This is a genomic window from Streptomyces sp. NPDC044061, assembly GCF_056434305.1.
In genome coordinates, this window is record NZ_JBWKFL010000017.1 from 17,236 (window position 1) to 35,497 (window position 18,262).

The 18,262-nt window shown below is 72.4% G+C and carries 11 protein-coding genes and 1 pseudogene; 8 read left to right on the forward strand and 4 right to left on the reverse strand.

From position 1 onward, the window contains the following. Positions 1–91: 91 nt before the first annotated feature. Positions 92–1,114, reverse strand: coding sequence for a LacI family DNA-binding transcriptional regulator (locus AC07CM_RS26885; RefSeq protein WP_478878997.1), 1,023 nt, complete (start codon positions 1,112–1,114; stop codon positions 92–94). Between the two features lie 215 nt (positions 1,115–1,329). On the opposite strand from AC07CM_RS26885, the gene AC07CM_RS26890 reads away from it, so the two are divergent. The 4 genes from AC07CM_RS26890 to AC07CM_RS26905 all read left to right on the forward strand — a co-directional run bounded on the left by AC07CM_RS26890 (position 1,330) and on the right by AC07CM_RS26905 (position 6,523). Then, positions 1,330–3,156, forward strand: a complete 1,827-nt coding sequence (locus AC07CM_RS26890; RefSeq protein WP_478878998.1) for a glycoside hydrolase family 2 protein — start codon at positions 1,330–1,332, stop codon at positions 3,154–3,156. A 140-nt stretch (positions 3,157–3,296) separates the two neighbouring features. Next, a complete protein-coding gene (locus AC07CM_RS26895) occupies positions 3,297–4,640 on the forward strand; it encodes an ABC transporter substrate-binding protein (protein ID WP_478878999.1) in 1,344 nt (447 codons plus the stop codon). A gap of 34 nt (positions 4,641–4,674) precedes the next feature. Further along, the gene (locus AC07CM_RS26900; RefSeq protein ID WP_478879000.1) at positions 4,675–5,580 is read left to right on the forward strand and encodes a carbohydrate ABC transporter permease; all 906 of its coding nucleotides are present in this window, start codon (positions 4,675–4,677) and stop codon (positions 5,578–5,580) included. 1 nt (position 5,581) lies between these two features. Further along, complete coding sequence (locus AC07CM_RS26905; protein ID WP_478879001.1) at positions 5,582–6,523, forward strand: carbohydrate ABC transporter permease; 942 nt, start codon at positions 5,582–5,584, stop codon at positions 6,521–6,523. 88 nt (positions 6,524–6,611) lie between these two features. Here the strand turns inward: AC07CM_RS26905 and AC07CM_RS26910 are convergent. After that, a pseudogene (locus AC07CM_RS26910) lies at positions 6,612–6,704 on the reverse strand (GNAT family N-acetyltransferase); the annotation flags it as partial. A gap of 99 nt (positions 6,705–6,803) precedes the next feature. Then, positions 6,804–8,066 carry a DUF418 domain-containing protein gene (locus AC07CM_RS26915; protein ID WP_478879002.1) on the reverse strand — a complete coding sequence of 421 codons (1,263 nt, stop codon included), beginning with the start codon at positions 8,064–8,066 and terminating at the stop codon, positions 6,804–6,806. 190 nt (positions 8,067–8,256) lie between these two features. On the opposite strand from AC07CM_RS26915, the gene AC07CM_RS26920 reads away from it, so the two are divergent. Together AC07CM_RS26920 and AC07CM_RS26925 are read left to right on the forward strand one after the other, a co-directional pair. Then, on the forward strand, positions 8,257–8,922 hold the full coding sequence (locus AC07CM_RS26920) for a response regulator (RefSeq protein WP_478879003.1): 666 nt from the start codon (positions 8,257–8,259) through the stop codon (positions 8,920–8,922). After that, the gene (locus AC07CM_RS26925) at positions 8,922–10,034 is read left to right on the forward strand and encodes a sensor histidine kinase (protein WP_478879004.1); all 1,113 of its coding nucleotides are present in this window, start codon (positions 8,922–8,924) and stop codon (positions 10,032–10,034) included. The genes AC07CM_RS26920 and AC07CM_RS26925 overlap by 1 nt, the downstream gene beginning before the upstream one ends. A gap of 4 nt (positions 10,035–10,038) precedes the next feature. Here AC07CM_RS26925 and AC07CM_RS26930 read toward each other — a convergent pair whose 3' ends face one another. After that, the gene (locus AC07CM_RS26930) at positions 10,039–12,372 is read right to left on the reverse strand and encodes a glycosyl hydrolase family 95 catalytic domain-containing protein (RefSeq protein ID WP_478879005.1); all 2,334 of its coding nucleotides are present in this window, start codon (positions 12,370–12,372) and stop codon (positions 10,039–10,041) included. A gap of 428 nt (positions 12,373–12,800) precedes the next feature. On the opposite strand from AC07CM_RS26930, the gene AC07CM_RS26935 reads away from it, so the two are divergent. Both AC07CM_RS26935 and AC07CM_RS26940 read left to right on the forward strand, forming a co-directional pair. Next, positions 12,801–16,667 (forward strand): Pls/PosA family non-ribosomal peptide synthetase, encoded by a 3,867-nt coding sequence (locus AC07CM_RS26935; protein ID WP_478879006.1) that lies wholly within the window; start codon positions 12,801–12,803, stop codon positions 16,665–16,667. Between the two features lie 98 nt (positions 16,668–16,765). After that, positions 16,766–18,109 carry a M1 family metallopeptidase gene (locus tag AC07CM_RS26940; RefSeq protein WP_478879007.1) on the forward strand — a complete coding sequence of 448 codons (1,344 nt, stop codon included), beginning with the start codon at positions 16,766–16,768 and terminating at the stop codon, positions 18,107–18,109. The last annotated feature ends 153 nt before the right edge of the window (positions 18,110–18,262 follow it).

Sequence of the window (18,262 nt, forward strand, 5' to 3'; positions counted from 1 at the left end):
ACTGGTTGGACCAGTAATCCTCGACGCGAGTTCCGCCGGGACGGCCCGAAGACCGCGGGCGTCGCCGGCGCCATTGCCGCCGCTCCCCCGCTCAGCCCCCGGTGCTCTCGCGCACGATCACACGGTGTCCCGCGACATGGTCCCGCAGCGGACCGGACCCGGAGTCGTCGATGCGCTCCAGCAGGAGCGACACGGCGGTGCGGGCGATCTCCTCCTTGTCGGGGGCGACCGTGGTCAGGGTGGGAACGCTGAACCGGGAGGCCTCGATGTCGTCGAAGCCCACGACGTCGAGGTCCTTCGGCACGGGGTGGCCCGCCTCGTGCAGGGCGCGCAGCGCGCCCAGCGCCAGATGGTCGTTGAGGCAGAGCAGGGCGTCCGGCGGCGCGGGCCGGTCCATCAGCGCGGTGGCCGCGCGGGCGCCGTCCTGCCAGTGGAACGCCTGCACCGGCACCACGAGGTCCTCGTCGAAGGGCACACCGGCGGCGGCGAGAGCCTCGCGGTAGCCGTCGGTGCGCAGCCGGTCGGTGCCCTGGCGGCCCCGGACCGACCCGCCGACGACCGCGATGCGGCGGCGCCCGCGGGACAACAGGTGCTCGGTGGCCTCGCGGGCGGCACCGACGTTGTCGATGCCCACGTGGTCCGTGGTGCCGGCGGCGGGACGTTCGCCGAGCAGGACGACGGGCAGCCGCCGGTCGCGGGTGGCGAGATCACGCGGTAGCAGGGCCAGCGGACTGAGGACGACACCGTCGGAGAACTGCGCGTCGAAGCCGTCCAGCGCGGCGAGTTCACGCTCCCGCACTCCCCCGGTCTGGTGGAGCAGGACGGTGCGGCCGCGCCGGTCCGCCTCGGCCATCACGTGCTTGGCCAGCTCGGCGAAGTAGGCCACGTCCAGTTCCGGCACGGCGAGCGTGATCATCCCGGTGCGGCCCTGGCGGAGCTGGCGTCCGGCGATGTTGACCCGGTAGCCCAGGGCGTCGATGGCCTCCTGGACGGCGGCGCGGGTGCGGTCCGAGACGTGCTCGAAGTTGTTGATCACGTTGGAGACGGTCTTGGGCGAGACGCCCGCGTATTCCGCCACGTCCTTGAGTCTCGGTCTGGCTGCCACGCTGATCATCCTCCCGCCTGCCGTGATCATACCGATCGGCACGAACGTTCTCCGAGTGGTCCGGCACGTACTTGGTACTGATCCGCGGGGGACGGACGGCGCCGAGTCGTGTCCGGAACCCTTCCCCGGACCGTCTTCCGCCCGAGGTATTTACATCGATGTAATCATCATGATGCCATGTGCTCCGCACCGACCGGCACAGCACTACGGACGCAAGGAGCACCATGCCCGTCCCGTACCGCACGGACCCGCCCCGACCCGAATACCCCAGGCCGCAGTTCGTCCGTGAGGCATGGCTGAATCTCAACGGCGAGTGGCAGTTCGAGATCGACCGGTCCGACACCGGCCTGGAACGCGGCCTGCGGGACCGCGAACTCGCCGGGCAGATCGTCGTACCGTTCTGCCCCGAGTCGGAGCTGTCGGGCATCGGCGAGACCGACTTCCTGGAGGCGGTCTGGTACCGGCGCACGGTGACGGTTCCCGATGCCTGGACCGACGCACGGCTGCTGCTGCACTTCGGTGCGGTCGACCACGACACCACCGTGTGGGTGGACGGCGTCGAGGTCGCCCGGCACCGGGGCGGCTTCACCCCCTTCACCGCCGACCTCGGCGAACTGGCCATGCCGGGCGGGGAGCTGACCCTCGTGGTGCGCGCCCGGGACAGCCGCCACGGCGTCCAGGCGCGCGGAAAGCAGTCCACCTGGTACGCCAACTCGCACTGCCACTACACCCGCACGACCGGCATCTGGCAGACGGTGTGGCTGGAGCCGGTCCCCCGCTCGGTCGCCCTCAAGCGCCCCCGGATCACGCCGGACCTGGCGTCCGGCACCTTCCACCTGGAGCTGCCGCTCACGGCCAACGTCCCCGGCCACCGGGTCCAGGCCACCCTGAGCGACGCGGCCGGCACCGTCGCGTTCGCCGAGTCCCGGGCCGACCTCGGCCTCGCGCCCCGCCTGGTGCTGGCCGTGCCCGAGGACCGGCGCCGGCTGTGGTCGCCCGCCGACCCGCACCTGTACGACCTCCGTCTGGAGGTGCTGGACGCCGGCGGCGAAGTGGTCGACAGCGCCCGCTCCTACGCCGGTCTGCGCTCGGTCGCCATCGACGGCAGGCGTCTGCTGCTCAACGGGGAGCCGGTCTTCCAGCGCCTGGTCCTGGACCAGGGCTACTACCCCGACGGGCTGATGACCGCACCCAGCGACGCCGACCTGGTGCGCGACATCGAGCTCGGCCTGGCGGCCGGCTTCAACGGTGCCCGGCTGCACCAGAAGGTCTTCGAGGAGCGCTATCTGTACCACGCCGACCGCCTCGGCTACCTGGTCTGGGGCGAGTTCGGCGACTGGGGCTGCGAGACCGGGGTGCGCGACGACAACCAGCGGCCCGACGCCAGTTACGTCGCCCAGTGGCTGGAGGCCCTGGAGCGGGACCACTCCCACCCGTCGATCGTCGGCTGGTGCCCGCTGAACGAGACGTACCAGCATCTGCACGACCGCGTCACACAGCTCGACGACGTAACCCGGGCGATGTTCCTCGCCACCAAGCAGGCGGATCCGACCCGGCCCGTCATCGACGCCTCCGGCTACGCGCACCGGGTGGCCGAGACCGACGTCTACGACTCCCACTGCTACGAGCAGGACCCGGCCGTCTTCGCCAAGACCATGGCCGGGCTCGCGGACGACCGGCCGTACGCCAACACCGGCCCCGACGGCCGGCCGTGGTCCCTGCCCTACCGGGGGCAGCCGTACTTCTGCAGCGAGTTCGGCGGTGTCTGGTGGGATCCGGAGGCCGCGGCGAGCGCCGCAGGGGACGACGCGGGAGCCTCCTGGGGCTACGGCGAACGCCCCCGCAGCGCCCAGGAGTTCGTGGAGCGCTTCACCGGACTGACCGCCGTCCTGCTCGACGACCCGGACATGTTCGGGTACTGCTACACCCAGCTCACCGACGTCTTCCAGGAACGCAACGGCGTCTACCGCTTCGACCGCGGCGAGAAGGTCGACACCGCCCTGCTGCGCGCCGCCCAGACCCGTCCGGCGGCGTTCGAGGGCACTGCGTGACAGCTCGTTCCCCTCCGCCGCGGCGGAAGGGTGGACGCGACGCACCGGCACGCGATTTACATCGATGTACATCCGTGGGCGGCGGATCCCGGGGCACACGAGACGACCCCGGGGGCCACCGCCCGCAGGAAAGGAGCTGTATGACCGGCATACCCGCACCCGTCGGTCCGCCCGCGCACTCGCGGCGCCGGGTGCTGACGGCCGCGCTCGCCTCCGGTGCCGCGGTCCTGGGCGCAGGCGCGCTCAGCGGCTGCGGTTCCGCCCTGGCGGCGGACACCTCGACCGTCCGTCTGTGGGACCTGTTCAGCGGGGCAGACGGCGGACTCCTCAACGACATGGTGCGCGCGGCACGCCGCGACATGCCGGGGACCCGCGTCGAACGCACCGTGCTGGAGTGGGGCGCCCCGTACTACACCAAGCTCGCCATGGCCTCGGCCGGCGGGCGCGGCCCCGACGTGGCGGTCTCCCACATGTCCCGGCTGGCCGGCTACGCCCCCACCGGGCTGCTCGACCCGTGGGACCTGGACGTCCTGGCGGAGTACGGCGTCACCAGGGACGCCTTCAGCGACGCCGTCTGGCCCCGGACCCAGTACGAGGGCCACACCTACGCCATCCCGCTGGACACGCACCCGTTCATCGTCTTCTTCCACCCCGGACCGGCCGGGAAGGCGGGCCTGCTCACCCGGGACGGCGCCCTGGACACCGAGGCGTTCTCCTCACCCGACCGGTTCCTCGCGGCGGGCCGCGAGCTGGCCAAGGCCTCGGGAAAGCAGGGCATCGCGTTCGGGTACGTCACCGACACCGCACAGGGCTGGCGGCTGTTCTACGGTCTGTACCGGCAGACCGGCGGCGCCTTCCGGCTGCCGCCGGGCGGCCCCGCCGAGGTGGACATCGACCGGATGACCGAGGTCATCGCCTTCATGGCGAAGATCGTCGACGGCCGTGTCAACCCCAAGCGGCTCGACTACGCCTCGGCGATCGCCTCGTTCACCAACCGCCAGACGGCGGTGATCCTGTCCGGCGAGTGGGAGCTGGGCACCTTCCGCACCGCGGACAAGGACGTGGGAGCCGCCCCCTTCCCCACGGTCTTCGGCACCCCGGCCGTCTACGCCGACTCCCACTCCTTCGTCCTGCCGCACCACCCGAGCCCGGACCCGGCGCGCCGCCGACGGACGCACCAGGCGGTGGCGGCGCTGCTGAAAGCAGGTCAGATCTGGGCGACGGCAGGGCACATCCCGGCCTACGGCCCGGTCACCCGTACCCCGGCGTACGCGAAGCTCCAGCCGCAGTCGCACTACGCGAGCGCCCAGGACCACGTCGTGCTCGACCCCTCCGTGTGGTTCGCCGGCGCCGGCTCGGACTTCCAGAACGCCATGTCGCAGGTCCTGCAGCAGGCCCTGCTCGACGGTCTCGCCCCCGACCGCGCGGCGCGCGCGATGGTGCGGCGCCTGAACACCTTCCTCAGCAAGCCCAGCCCGGCCTGACCCGGCCGCGATCCATCGCGCAGGAGGCACAACGATGTCCTCTCCCCACGCCTCGCCCCGCACCGGGGCCCTGTCGGTGCGCAGGCTGCTGCCCGCGGGCCTGCTGTTCGCGCTGCCCTTCCTCGTCCTGTTCGCCCTCTTCATGGTGTGGCCACTGGTCCAGGGCCTGTGGATGAGCCTGACCGACACCTCGCTGTCGGCCCACGCCCCGGGCTTCGTCGGCCTGGACAACTTCACGGAAGCCCTGAAGGACGCCGAAGTGTGGCGTTCCCTCGGGCACACGGTGTGGTTCACCGTCCTGTCGACGGTGCCGCTCGTCGCGGTGGCCCTCGGCATGGCGCTGCTCGTGCACACCGGCCTGCCCGGTCAGTGGGTGTGGCGACTGGCCTTCTTCGCGCCCTACCTGCTCCCGGTCGGCGTGGTGAGCCTGCTGTGGATCTGGCTGTACCAGCCGGACCTCGGCCTGCTCAACCATCTCCTGGACGTGGTCGGTATCGGGCCGGTGTCGTGGCTGAGCGACGAGTCGGTGGCGATGTGGGCGATCGTGCTGACCACCCTGTGGTGGACGGTGGGCTTCAACTTCCTGCTGTACCTGGCCGCGTTGCAGGCGGTTCCGGACCACCTGTACGAGGCCGCGGCCATCGACGGGGCGGGCGCCTGGCGCCGGCTGTGGTCGATCACCCTGCCCCAGCTGAGCCGCATCACCGCCGTCGTCACGGTGCTGCAGATCCTGGCCTCGCTCAAGGTCTTCGACCAGGTCTACCTGCTGACCAAGGGCGGCCCCGACAACTCGACGCGTCCGGTCATCGAGTACATGTACGACATCGGCTTCACCGGCTACCGGCTCGGCTACGCCTCGGCGATCAGCTACGTCTTCTTCGCCCTCGTCCTGCTCGCCTCCGCGGCCCAGTACGCCGCCCTCCGCCGCCGGGAGAAGTGACATGACCTCCACCGAACTGCCCGTCCGCCCCGCCGCACCCGCCCGTGCCGCAGGCCCGTCGAGAGCGCCACGGCGTCCGCACCGGACCGCCCGGCCGCGCACGGGTCTCACCCTCGGGGAGAGCCGGCTCGCCAGGGGCCTGGCCCTCGCGGTGCTCGCGGTGCTGGCCCTGGTGTGGCTGCTGCCGATGGCGTGGGCCCTGCTCACCGCGTTCAAGTCGGAGGAGGACGCGAGTGATCAGGGGCACTGGTTCCTGCCCCGGCACGGCTTCACCTTCCACGGGTTCTCGACGGTGTGGGAGCGCGGCGACCTTCCGCTGTGGATGCTCAACAGCTTCCTGGTCTCCGCAGCGGTCACGGCCATCACGGTGCTGGTCTCCGCGATGGCCGGATACGCCTTCTCCCGCACGGTATTCGCCGGGCGCCGATGGCTGTTCGCGCTGACCGTGGCGGCCGTGCTGGTGCCTCCGCAGCTGCTCATCGTGCCGTGGTTCCGGCAGATGCTCACCCTGCACCTCGTCGACACCTACGCGGCGGTGATCCTGCCGCAGACGGTGGCGCCGGTCATGGTGTTCATCCTGAAGAAGCACTTCGACTCGCTGCCGCGCGAGCTGGAGGAGGCCGCCCGCATCGACGGGGCGGGCCACTGGCGCGTCTTCTGGTCCGTGCTGCTGCCGTTGTCGCGGCCCATGCTCGCGGCCGTGGCGATCTTCGTGTTCATCGGGGCCTGGAACAACTTCCTGTGGCCGTTCGTGTCGACGTCGGACCCCGCCCTGATGACCTTGCCGGTCGGCATCACCTCGGTGAAGGACGCGTACGGCATCCAGTACGCGCAGACCATGGCCTCCGCCGTGCTCGCGGCGCTCCCCCTCGTCGTGGTCTTCGTGTTCTTCCAGCGTCACATCGTCAAGTCCGTCGCCACCACGGGACTCGGCGGCCAGTGACCTCCCGGGCGCACAGCGTCGAGGTCGCCCGAGCGGCGCCGGAGGCGGCTGCCTCCGGCGCCGGCCGGGCGGACGCGTGGCCGGGTCGGACACCGAACGGCGCCGCGTACCGGACGGTTCCCCTCGGCAACGGGTGATCGACGTCGAGGGCGGTGACCATCAGGGCCTCGTCCGGAACGTCGGGGTCGGCGCGCAGGGTGTCGACGAGGTCGGCCAGGAGTTCGTGTGAACGCCCTCGCGGGCTCACGCTCCCGGCGTAGGCCGGCGCGTCGTCGCCGGCCTACCTGATGTGCCGTGCGGGCCTGGTGGCCATGTGGAGCAGGTACTCCAGGGGGCCGCGCCGGAACAGACGGGTCCAGACGGTGGCCAGAAGGGCGGCGGCCCCGATGAAGGCGAGCAGTACCGGCAGTGCCGTCATGCCGTCGGAATCGATCACGGCCACGTACCAGACGCCGGAGAAGAACCAGAGGGCGACGATGTGCAGGACGTAGACGGTGAGCGCCATCATGCCGACCGCCGCGACGGGCGTGGCGAGGCGGGTGAGGCGTGGCATGCGGTCCGCGACGGTCAGGCATGCGGCCACCACCACGACGGCCACGCCCGTGTTGCCGAGAACTGAGAAGGTGGTCTCGCTGTGCGGGACCGCCACCAGCAGCCAGGCCAGTGGAGTGCGGCCCGCGGGTTCGCCGGCGGTGTCGGACCACCAGGCCGACGCGACCGACCCGCCGTGCGTGGCGGCCGCCAGCGTGGAGAGAGCGTGCGGGACCAGTCGCAGGGCCAGCCAGGAGCCGCCGTAGCCGGTCACGGCCAGCACCCCACCGGCGAGGGTCAGCCGGCGTAGGGCGCCGGGGCGGGTGAGGTCCAGCCGGGCCACCGCCATGCCCGCGACGACGAACGGCATCCAGGTGAGAAGCGGATACGAGCCGGTGAACAGCAGTTCCATGAAGCCGTCCGTGCCGGTGATCCGGGCCAGCGGGTCATGTGCGACAACAGCGTCCGCCCAGGCCCCCCGCTCGATCGAGCCCCGGATGACGTACAGCAGTTGGGGCAGGACCAGCGCCCCCATGACGGCGACGACCGCGAGGATGCCCGCCCGCAGCCGGCACAGCGGGAGGAGGAGCAGGAAGAGCAGGCCGTAGAAGCTGAGGATGACGTCGATGTCGGTGTTCAGGGCGGTCAGGGCGTAGCCGAGAGCCATCAGGACGAGGCCGCGGATCCCGACCCGGGCCACCGCCTGCCGGCCGGCGCGGCCGACGCGGGGCTGCGGGCGGCCGGTCATGATCACCACGGAGAAGCCGGCGAGGAGCGCGAAGAGAGCGGAGGAGCGGCCGCTCGCCGCCTCCATCAGGAACCCCACAGGGCCGCCCACCGCCGCGTCGGGACCGAGGTGGACGGCGTACATGCCGAACACCGCCAGTCCGCGGGCCACGTCGATGCCGATCAGCCGTCCCGTCGACGACGTAACGGCGGGCGTGGGCCGGCGGTCCGTCGCGCGCCCCCGTGACACGTGTGCGCGTGCACCCGGCAATGCGTGGCACGTCATGTATCCAGGGTCGACCTCGCACCCGCCCCGGTGCCTCTGACGGCTTTCCGAAGGCCTCCGCCGACCGGCCGGAGCCGCACCGGCCGACCGGCTGGGACGGCTCCGCCGACCGGCGGGCAGGCGACGCGGCCCCGCGTGCGGACGCGCCGGGCGTGGTAGGCATCGGGCGTCGTGTAGGTGAGGAGCTCAGGTGATCCGGGTACTGCTGGTCGACGACGAGGCCCTGGTCCGTACGGGTTTCACACACATTCTCAACACGGCGGACGACATCGAGGTCGTCGCGGCGGTGGAGGGCGCCCAGGCCGTGCGGACGGCGCGCGACCTGTGTCCCGACATCGTTCTGCTGGACATCCGGATGCCGGACGTGGACGGGCTCACCGTGCTGGCCGGCCTCCGCCGCCTGCCGAACCCTCCGGTGGTGGCCATGCTCACCACGTTCGACACCGACGAGTACGTGACGACCGCTCTGCGCTCGGGCGCCGCCGGCTTTCTGCTGAAGGACACGGATCCCGATCAGCTCCCGCATCTCGTCCGCACCCTCGCCGAGGGCGGCCCCGTGTTGTCGTCCAAGGTCGCCCGCACGGTGGTGGACGGCTACCTCGAGGGCGGCGTGCACGACGCGGCAGCCGTCCGCCTCACCGGCCGGCTGACCGAGCGCGAACGGGCCGTCCTCGTCCTCATGGCCCAGGGACTCGCCAACACCGACATCGGCGAACGGTTGCACCTGAGCACCGGCACCGTCAAAGGCCATGTCAGCGCCGTCTTCGCCAAGCTCGAGGTGAGCAGCCGGGTCCAGGCGGCGGTGATCGCCCAGCGAGCCGGCCTGCTGGCGCCGCCCGAGGGCGGGGAGACCTGATGAAACCCCGGAGACCACCGGCTGCCCTGCTGGACGCGGCCCTCGTCCTGGTCTCGCTGGCGGACACCTGGGTCAACGTCGACCCCACGGCGCGGGTGCGCCTGGCCTGCGCGCTGCTCGGCGCCTTCGCTCTCGTCCTGCGTCGCCGCCGGCCCCTGGTGACCTTCCTGCTCACGCTCCCGACCGCGCTGGTCACCGACGCGTCGTTCGCCCCCGTGGCCGCGCTGTACACGCTCTCCTCGCTCAGCCGTCACCGCTTCCTGCTGGCCGTCTGCGCGCTCACCTTCGCTCTCACCGACTTCCTGCCCTGGCCCTGGTCGTCCTGGCGGCCCACCGAACTCACCCAGGCCGCGAACCTGTTCCACCTCACTTATACGCTGGCCACCGCGGCTGCTCCCGTCTTCCTCGGCCAGTTGGTGCAGGCCCGGCGCGAACTGTCCGTGCGGCTCGCCGAGATCTCCGAGGCCCGCGAGAACGAACGGCTGCTGACCACCCAGAGCGTTCTGGCGAAGGAGCGGGCGCAGCTCGCCCGGGAGATGCACGACGTGGTCTCCCACCAGGTCAGCCTCATCGCCGTACAGGCCGGAGCGCTCCAGGTCAGCAGCCGGGACCCCGAGACCCGGCAGGCCGCGGAGACCATCCGGCGGCTCAGCGTGCAGACCCTGGACGAACTGCGGCACATGGTCAGCGTGCTGCGGGCGGCGGGCAGCCGGCCCACGGAACTCACCCCTCAGCCGTCCATCGCCGACCTCGAGCGACTGGTCAGCGGCAGCGGCATCGAGGCCGAGCTGGAGACCGACGTGTCCGAGGACCTCTCGCCGGCCGTCCAGCGTGCCGTCTATCGCACGGTCCAGGAGGCCCTGACCAACGTCCGCAAGCACGCCCCCGGGGCCAGGGCGACCGTGCGCATCCACCAAGTGGACGGCACGCTGCGCGCCACCGTCACCAACACGGCCGCCACCCGGCTCGCACTCGCCCTGCCCAGTGCCCACCACGGCCTCGCGGGTCTGCGCCAGCGCGCCGAACTCCTGGGCGGCACGGTCAGCGCCGGTCCCACCGCCGACGGCGGGTGGGAGCTCCGCCTGGAACTGCCGGTCGATCAGAACCGGTGACCGCTCAGGTGCGGGGCAGCCCCCAGCGGGGTGCTTCCCCGTCGCCGCGTACGGGTGCGACGGTCAGGTCGGGCCGGCTGCCCTCGGCCGTGATCAGCGCGGACTCGCCCTTGCGCAGGGCGATGTGCACGGTACCGTCGCCGGGGTCGGTGTGCCGCAGAGGCCGGCCCCGCCCGTCCCTGACGTCGACCGGCCCGTCGATCCCGTGCCGTACGACGCAGGGCGCGCCGGCCTCGCTGACGAGGCGCACCCAGCGGGTGGTGCCGCTCTGGCGGACCGCGCTCAGCAGGAAGGCTCCCTGCGTACGGAAGTGGTGCACGGTCACGTCCGCCCAGGCGGCGGGGAGCGCCGGGAACACCCTGACGACACCGCCCCAGGACTGGCAGACCATGTCGTGCAGGGACTGGGCCGCCGACAGCGGTGTCTCGATGACCGGGCCCGACTCCTTGTACATGGTGTTGGGCTGGATGAAGCGGTTCATCAGCTCGCCCAGGTACTTCAGCGCGTCCTCTCCCTTGCCGAGCAGCGCCGACATCGAGGCGGCGCCCGTGAAGGTGTATCCCTGCAGGGCTCCTTCGAAGCCCACCCAGTGCGCCAGCGACTTCTCGATCAGGGCGCGTTCCTCGGGGGTGCGGCCGGTCAGCTCGTACAGCGGGTAGACGGCGAGCAGATGCGAGTAGTGGCGATGGGACTTCGCGAAGGGGATGTCGGCGCCGATCATGAAACCGTTGGCGTCCGTCGGGTACGGCACCCGCCTGGCCAGCACCTCTCGCCAGCGGGGCGCCAGTTCGTCGTCGATGCCGAGGAGTTCGGCGGATTCGAGGAGGGTGCGGCAGCCCCAGGTCAGCAGCATCAGGTCGTAGTTGCAGTCGCGCGAGTCACCGCCGTACTCCGGGGAGAAGGTGGCGGGCAGGTGCAGTCTGCCGTCCGGGCCGGGCTCGACGAAGTGCAGGTAGTAGTTGACCGCCTTGCGCAGGAGGGGGAAGAGGACGTCCCTCAGGATCGATTCGTCCATCGTGTGCCGGTAGCTCAGCCAGACGTTGTGCAGTGCCCAGGTGAGGTTGCCGACCTCGGGAGTCGGCGGGTCCTGGCCGGGGATGCCGACGCCGTAGCCGGTGAGCGTGCCGGCGGCGCCGTTGACGAGGTGGGGGTCGGTGGTGCGCGGGATGCCGAGCGAGTCCGCGCGGTACCGCGGCGCCACCTCCTTGGCGAGGTTGTCCCGGAACTCGCTCAACGCCCGGGTGACCGCGTCCAGTTCGAGGTGGTCGGAGCCGTGGATGAGCCAGTACTCCAGCTGCACGTTGAGGTTCCACCAGGTGTTGGGCCACGGGGTGGGTTCCAGCCAGGGGCCGCTGGTGGCCATCACCGGGGCGTCGCGGCGGGCGGCGGAGGCGGCCTTGTACAGCTGGATCCAGTAGAAGCGCTGGATCCGGGCGTCGGGCAGGGACAGGAAGCTCTTGCGGTAGTAGGCGTGCCACCAGGCGCGGTGGGTGGCGGCCAGGGAGGAGCAGGGCAGCCGGTCCGCGGCACGGACCGCCTTCAGGGCCCGGTCCAGGGCCGTGGAGCCGGGGTAGGAGTGCGCGACGTGCGCGTAGAGGGTCCGGGTCCGGCCCCTGGTCCGTTCCCGCCACGCCGTCACGTGCTGTCCGCCCGCCAGCAGGGGCTGCACGGCGGCGGTCACTCCGTCGTGGTCGGCGACCTCGGCGGGCGGGTTGCCCTGGTAGCCGTCCGGGAGCGGCTTGAAGGCGGCACGCGGGCTGATCGCGTCCGCCGGGTGGAACACCCAGCGGAAGCCGCGTTCACCCTCGCTCGGCGTCACCTCCACGGCGAGGACCGAGCGGTCGTTGTGGACCAGGGCGCGCAGGGTCAGGATGCCCCGGTCGGTGGTGAGGGTGCCGGTCAGCTCGGCGTCGTCCAGCGCGAGCCGCCAGTCGATGCCGGTGATGGCGCCCACCGGCTCCAGGGTGAAGTGGCCGATGGGCAGCCGGGCCAGGCCGAAGAGCGAGCCGAACTCGGGGCGGTGGTCCTGCACCTCGGAGTGCTGGACGTTGAAGCGCACGGCGCGCGACGCGGCTCCCGGCTCGGCGTAGATTCCCGAGCCCAGCAGGCCGTTGCCGAGGAACGGGCCCTCGTACCAGGTCGTCGGCATCCGCTGCCAGACCAGGTCGGCGTCCTCGAGGACGGTCTGCCAGGGGTCGGAGGTCTCCGCCGTGGGCTCGGCACGGTCCGCGGCCAGGGCCGGTGTGGGCAGCCCCGGGGCGAGCAACGCCCCACCCACGGCGGATCCGGTGACGAGGACGGAACGTCTGGACGGACTGAGCTCGGACGGGCTGGGCACGTTGCCTCCAGGCGGCTCGGTGATTCATCGGAGCTATCCCGGAAAGAAACGTAGAAAATGGCGCCACGCACGTCAATGAGGCGGGAGAGATCCCATGTATTTGGGAGGCGGCAACGCGCAGCGACCGGCCAACCACCGAGCCGGACCTGGCAATTCGCCTCAACAGCACTGAACTGTCCACGAATTGCCCGCCGTTGGCCGCACATGTGGGGCACCTCTCGTACCGCTCGCGTTCCGGCAGGTCAGCGGCGTCCGGCCGGCGCCCCGGAGTGCTCCGAACGGCCGTACCGAGTGGTCCGAACACAGGGCCGCGGCTAGCGTCGTACTAATATTTCCGGCTTGCACCGAGCTGGAGCCGGACAACCCCAGGCAGACCTGCGGGCCCGCCAGCGCCCCGGAGGCTTCCGGGAACGAGACGCGAGGACCGGATGGCAGCCATACACGAGGGCAGCGCTCTCGGCCTGCTCGACGAAGAGATCCGCGAGCAGTTCGGCAACACCGCACGCCTCTCGGCGGGGCCCGCCGCCTCGCCGCGCACGCTCGTCGACGTCTTCGACGCGTCCGTGCGTTCGTACCCGGACGAGCTCGCCCTGGACGACGGCAGCACGCGTCTCACCTACCGCGCGCTCGCCGCCGAGGTCGACCGGCTGCGCCGGCGGCTCGCCGAGGCCGGAGTGGGACTCGGTGACCGGGTCGGCGTGCGGGTGCCCTCGGGTACCAATGATCTGTACGTCGCCGTTCTGGCCGTGCTCGCGGCCGGTGCCGCCTACGTTCCCGTCGACGCCGAGGACCCCGACGAGCGGGCCGCGCTGGTGTTCGGGGAGGCGGAGGTGCGGGCCGTCGTCGGGGTGGGGCACGGGATCGACCTGCGCGACTCGTCCGGCGGCCCCGCCGGGCGGCCCGGTGTCGAGCACGACGCCTGGATCATCTTCACCTCCGGGTCCACCGGCAGGCCCAAGGGCGTGGCCGTCACGCACCGCAGTGCCGCCGCCTTCGTGGACGCCGAGGCGGCGCTGTTTCTCACGGACGAGCCGATCGGGCCCGGGGACCGGGTCATGGCGGGGCTCTCCGTGGCCTTCGACGCCTCCTGCGAGGAGATGTGGCTGGCCTGGCGGTACGGGGCCTGTCTGGTGCCCGTACCCCGGGCGCAGGTCAGGAGCGGCGCCGACCTCGGGCCCTGGCTGGTCGAGCAGGAGATCACGGTGGTCTCCACGGTGCCCACGCTGGCCGCGCTGTGGGAGCCGGAGACCCTCAACGACGTGCGTCTGCTGATCTTCGGCGGTGAGGCCTGCCCGCCCGAGCTGGCACAACGGCTGGTCACCGAGGGGCGCGAGGTGTGGAACACCTACGGGCCCACGGAGGCGACCGTCGTGGCCTGTGCCGCGCTGATGACGGGCGAGGAGCCGGTGCGCATCGGGCTGCCGCTGAACGGCTGGGAACTGGCCGTCGTGGACGAGGGCGGCGAGCCCGTGGCCATGGGCGGCAGTGGACAGCTCGTGATCGGCGGGGTCGGACTCGCCCGGTACCTGGACGCCGAGAAGGACGCGGAGAAGTACGCGCCGCTCGAGTCCCTGGGCTGGGAGCGGGCCTACCGCAGCGGTGACCTGGTCCGGGCCGAGCCCGAAGGACTGGTCTTCCTGGGCCGGGCCGACGAGCAGATCAAGCTCGGCGGGCGGCGGATCGAGCTGGGTGAGGTCGATGCGGCGCTGCAGGCCCTGCCGGGCGTCGCGGGCGCGGCCGCCGCGGTGCGCACCGCCCGCAGCGGCAACCAGCTGCTCGTCGGGTACGTCGTCACCCAGGACGGCTGGGACCAGGGGGCGGCGGTCGAGAAGCTGCGTGCCGAGCTGCCCGCCGCCCTCGTCCCGCTGCTCGCCCCCGTAGAGGAGCTGCCGACCCGCACCTCCGGCAAGGTCGACCGCAACGCACTCCCCTGGCCCCTGGAAGGGCTGGAGACCAGCGGGAAGTCCGAACAGCTCTACGGCACCGAGGCATGGCTCGCCGAGCAGTGGACCGAAGTCCTCGGCATCCCGGTGAGCGACGCCTCGGACGACTTCTTCGCGATCGGCGGCGGCAGCCTCGCCGCCGCCCAGCTCACCACCCGGCTGCGCACCCGCTACCCGAGCGCGGCCGTCCTCGACATCTACCAGCAGCCGGTGCTGCGCAAGCTGGCGCGGCGGCTCGAGGCCTCGGCGCAGGAGGACGCCGAGACCCGCGCGGTCGTGCCGGTCCCGGTTCGCGCCCAGGCGCTCCAGACGCTCCTGCTGGTGCCGCTGTTCACCGTGCTCGGGCTGCGCTGGACCCTCGCGCTGGCCGCGCTGGGCAATCTGCTGCCCGGCTACGCCTGGTTGCCCACCGCCTCCTGGTGGCTGATCGGCGCGGGTGCCGTGCTGCTGTTCAGCCCGCCCGGGCGCATCGCGGTCGCGGCGGGCGGTGCGCGGCTGCTGCTGCGGGGCGTGCGGCCCGGGCGGTATCCGCGCGGCGGGAGCGTGCATCTGCGGCTGTGGACCGCGGAGCGGCTGGCCGAGTTCAGCGGGGCGACCTCGCTGACCGGGACGTGGCTCGAGCGGTACGCGCGGGCCCTGGGCGGCAAGGTCGCCGCCGACGTGGATCTGCACTCGCTGCCGCCGGTCACCGGCATGCTCAAGCTCGGGCGCGGGGCCGCCGTGGAGTCCGAGGTGGACCTGTCGGGCCACTGGCTGGACGGCGACCTGCTGGAGATCGGGCCGGTGAAGGTCGGCGCCCACGCCGTCGTGGGGACGCGCAGCATGCTCTTCCCCGGCGCCCGTGTGGGCAAGCGGGCCGAGGTGGCGCCCGGCTCCGCGGTCACCGGTCAGATCCCGACCGGACAGCGCTGGGCGGGGGCGCCCGCGGCCAAGCTGGGCAAGGCCAAGCGCAACTGGCCCAAGGAGCGTCCGCGGCGGGGCACGTACTGGCGCGTCATGTACGGCATGACCGGCTTGGCGCTGAGCGGCCTGCCGCTGCTCTCGGGTGCGGCCGCGCTGCTGGTGGCCGGGCTGTTCGTGGCGCCCGGCGACGGAGCCGGAGAGGCACTGCGGCACGCGGCGCTCGCGCTGGTGCCGGCCACGCTCGCCTTCGGGCTGGCGTACGCGCTGCTGATCCTGGTCGCCGTCCGGCTGCTCAGCCTGGGCCTGCGCGAAGGCACCCATCCGACGCACGGCCGCACCGGCTGGCAGGCGTGGACGGTCACCCAGTTGATGGACCGCTCCCGGGAGACGTTGTTCCCGCTGTACGCCGGGCTGGTGACACCGGTGTGGCTGCGGCTGCTCGGGATGCGCGTCGGGCGGGGCGCCGAGGTCTCCACCGTCCTGGCCCTGCCGAGCCTGACCACCGTCGGCGACGGCGCCTTCCTCGCGGACGACACGCTGACCGCGCCGTACGAACTGGGCGGGGGCTGGATGCGGATCGGGCGCGCGGAGATCGGACGGCGGGCCTTCCTGGGCAACTCCGGGATGACGGCGCCCGGCCGCAGCGTGCCGGACGGCGGCCTGGTCGGGGTGCTGTCCGCGACCCCGAAGAAGGCGAAGAAGGGCACCTCGTACCTGGGTCTGCCGCCGGTGAAGCTGCCGCGCAGCGCGAGCGACGGCGACCAGAGCCGTACGTACGCCCCGCCCGCCCGGCTGCTGTGGGCGCGCGGGGCGGTGGAGCTGTGCCGGATCGTGCCGGTGCTGTGCTCGGCGGCGCTGGCCGCGCTGACGGTGGCGGCGCTGTGCGCGCTGGGGGTGTGGGCGCCGCTGCTGTCGGGGCTGGTGCTGCTCGCGGCGGGTGCCGTGGCGGCCGTGGTGTCGGTCGTCGCCAAGTGGCTGCTGGTGGGCCGGCACCGGGGCGGAGAGCATCCGCTGTGGAGTTCCTTCGTGTGGCGCAACGAGCTGGCGGACACGTTCGTGGAGGTGCTTGCGGTGCCGTGGCTGGCCGGTTCGGTGCCGGGCACGCCGGTGATGACGGTGTGGCTGAGGGGTCTCGGCGCGCGGATCGGCAGGGGTGTCTGGGTGGAGAGCTACTGGCTGCCGGAGACGGATCTGGTGACCCTGGAGGAGGCCGCGACCGTGAACCGCGGCTGTGTGCTCCAGACACACCTCTTCCACGACCGGATCTTGAGGACGGATACTGTGGTTCTCCGTGAGGGCGCCACGCTGGGCCCTGGCGGGATCGTGCTGCCCGGCAGCACGATCGGGGCCCGTACGACTCTGGGTCCCGCGTCGCTCGTCATGGCCGCGGAGTCCGTCCCGGACGACACCCGTTGGCTCGGCAACCCGATCGAGGCATGGCGTCCCTGAGAGGGTTCTTCCGGAGTCGGCGCGGTCCGGAGGAACACAGCGGAACGTGTGGTGGGCCGGCACGGAGGACCAGCACAGCGCAGGGAGCAGACGCGGCAGTGGCAGTTCAGCAGTCAGCGGGTCCGGACCCGTACTTCCCGGCCAATGGCGATTCCCGTTACCGGGTGCACCGCTACGAGCTCACTCTGGACTACCGCCCGGGCCCGAACCGGCTGTCGGGCACGGCCCGGATCAACGCCATCGCGGGCCGGGCGCAGCTGACCGAGTTCCAGCTGAACCTGGCCGACTTCAGGATCGGCCGGGTCCGGGTGGACGGCCGGCAGCCGCACTACACGCACCGGGGCGGCCGGCTGCGCATCCGGCCCGCGAAGCCGCTGCGGGCCGGGGCCGCCTTCACGGTGGAGGTGCACTGGTCGGGCAACCCGCGGCCGGTGGCCAGCGCCTGGGGCGGGCTCGGCTGGGAGGAGCTGGAGGACGGGGCACTGGTGGCCAGCCAGCCGGTCGGGGCGCCGTCCTGGTACCCGTGCAACGACCGGCCCGCCGACAAGGCGTCGTACCTGCTGTCGATCACCACGCCGTCGGCGTACTCGGTGGTCGCGGGCGGCCGGCTGCTGACCCGTACGACGAAGGCGTCGACGACCACGTGGGTCTACGAGCAGGCGGCGCCCACGTCCAGCTATCTGGTCGGGCTGGCGATCGGCAAGTACCAGACCGTGCTGCTGGGCGATCCGGGGCCGGGCGGCGTGCCGCAGCACGGGCACATCCCGGCGCATCTGCTCCCGGAGTTCTCCAGGGACTTCGCCCGGCAGCCCGCGATGATGGAGCTGTTCCAGGAGTTGTTCGGGCCGTACCCGTTCGACGAGTACGCCGTCGTCGTGACGGAGGAGGAGCTCGACGTCCCGGTGGAGGCACAGGGCTTGTCGCTGTTCGGCGCCAACCACGTGGACGGCGCCCGGGGTTCGGAGCGGCTGGTCGCGCACGAGCTGGCGCACCAGTGGTTCGGCAACAGCGTGTCCCTGGCCGACTGGCGGCACATCTGGCTGAACGAGGGCCTCGCCAAGTACGCGGAGTGGCTGTGGTCGGAGCGCTCGGGCGGCCGTACCGCCCGGCAGCTGGCCGCCTCCGCGCACCGGTCGCTGGCCGCGCTGCCGCAGGACCTGCGGCTGTCCGACCCGGGCCGCAAGCTGATGTTCGACGACCGGCTCTACCAGCGAGGCGGCATCGCCGTGCACGCGGTGCGCGTCGCCCTGGGCGACGAGGCGTTCTTCCGCATGCTGCGCGGCTGGGCCGAACTGCACCGCGGCGCGGCCGTGACGACCGCGACGTTCACCGCGCACGTGGCTCGCTACGCGGACGACCCGCTGGACGGTCTGTTCACGGCCTGGCTGGACGACACACGACTTCCCCCACTGCCCGTGGCCGACTCGCGGCCGGCCGTCTGACGGCGGGGGGGGGGGGGGGGGGGGGGGGGGGGGGGGGGGGGGGGGGGGGGGGGGGGGGGGGGGGGGGGGGGGGGGGGGGGGAGAGGGGGGGGGGGGGGGGGGGGGGGGGGGGGGGGAGGGGGGGGGGGGGGGGGGGGCCCCCTCCTCCCTCTT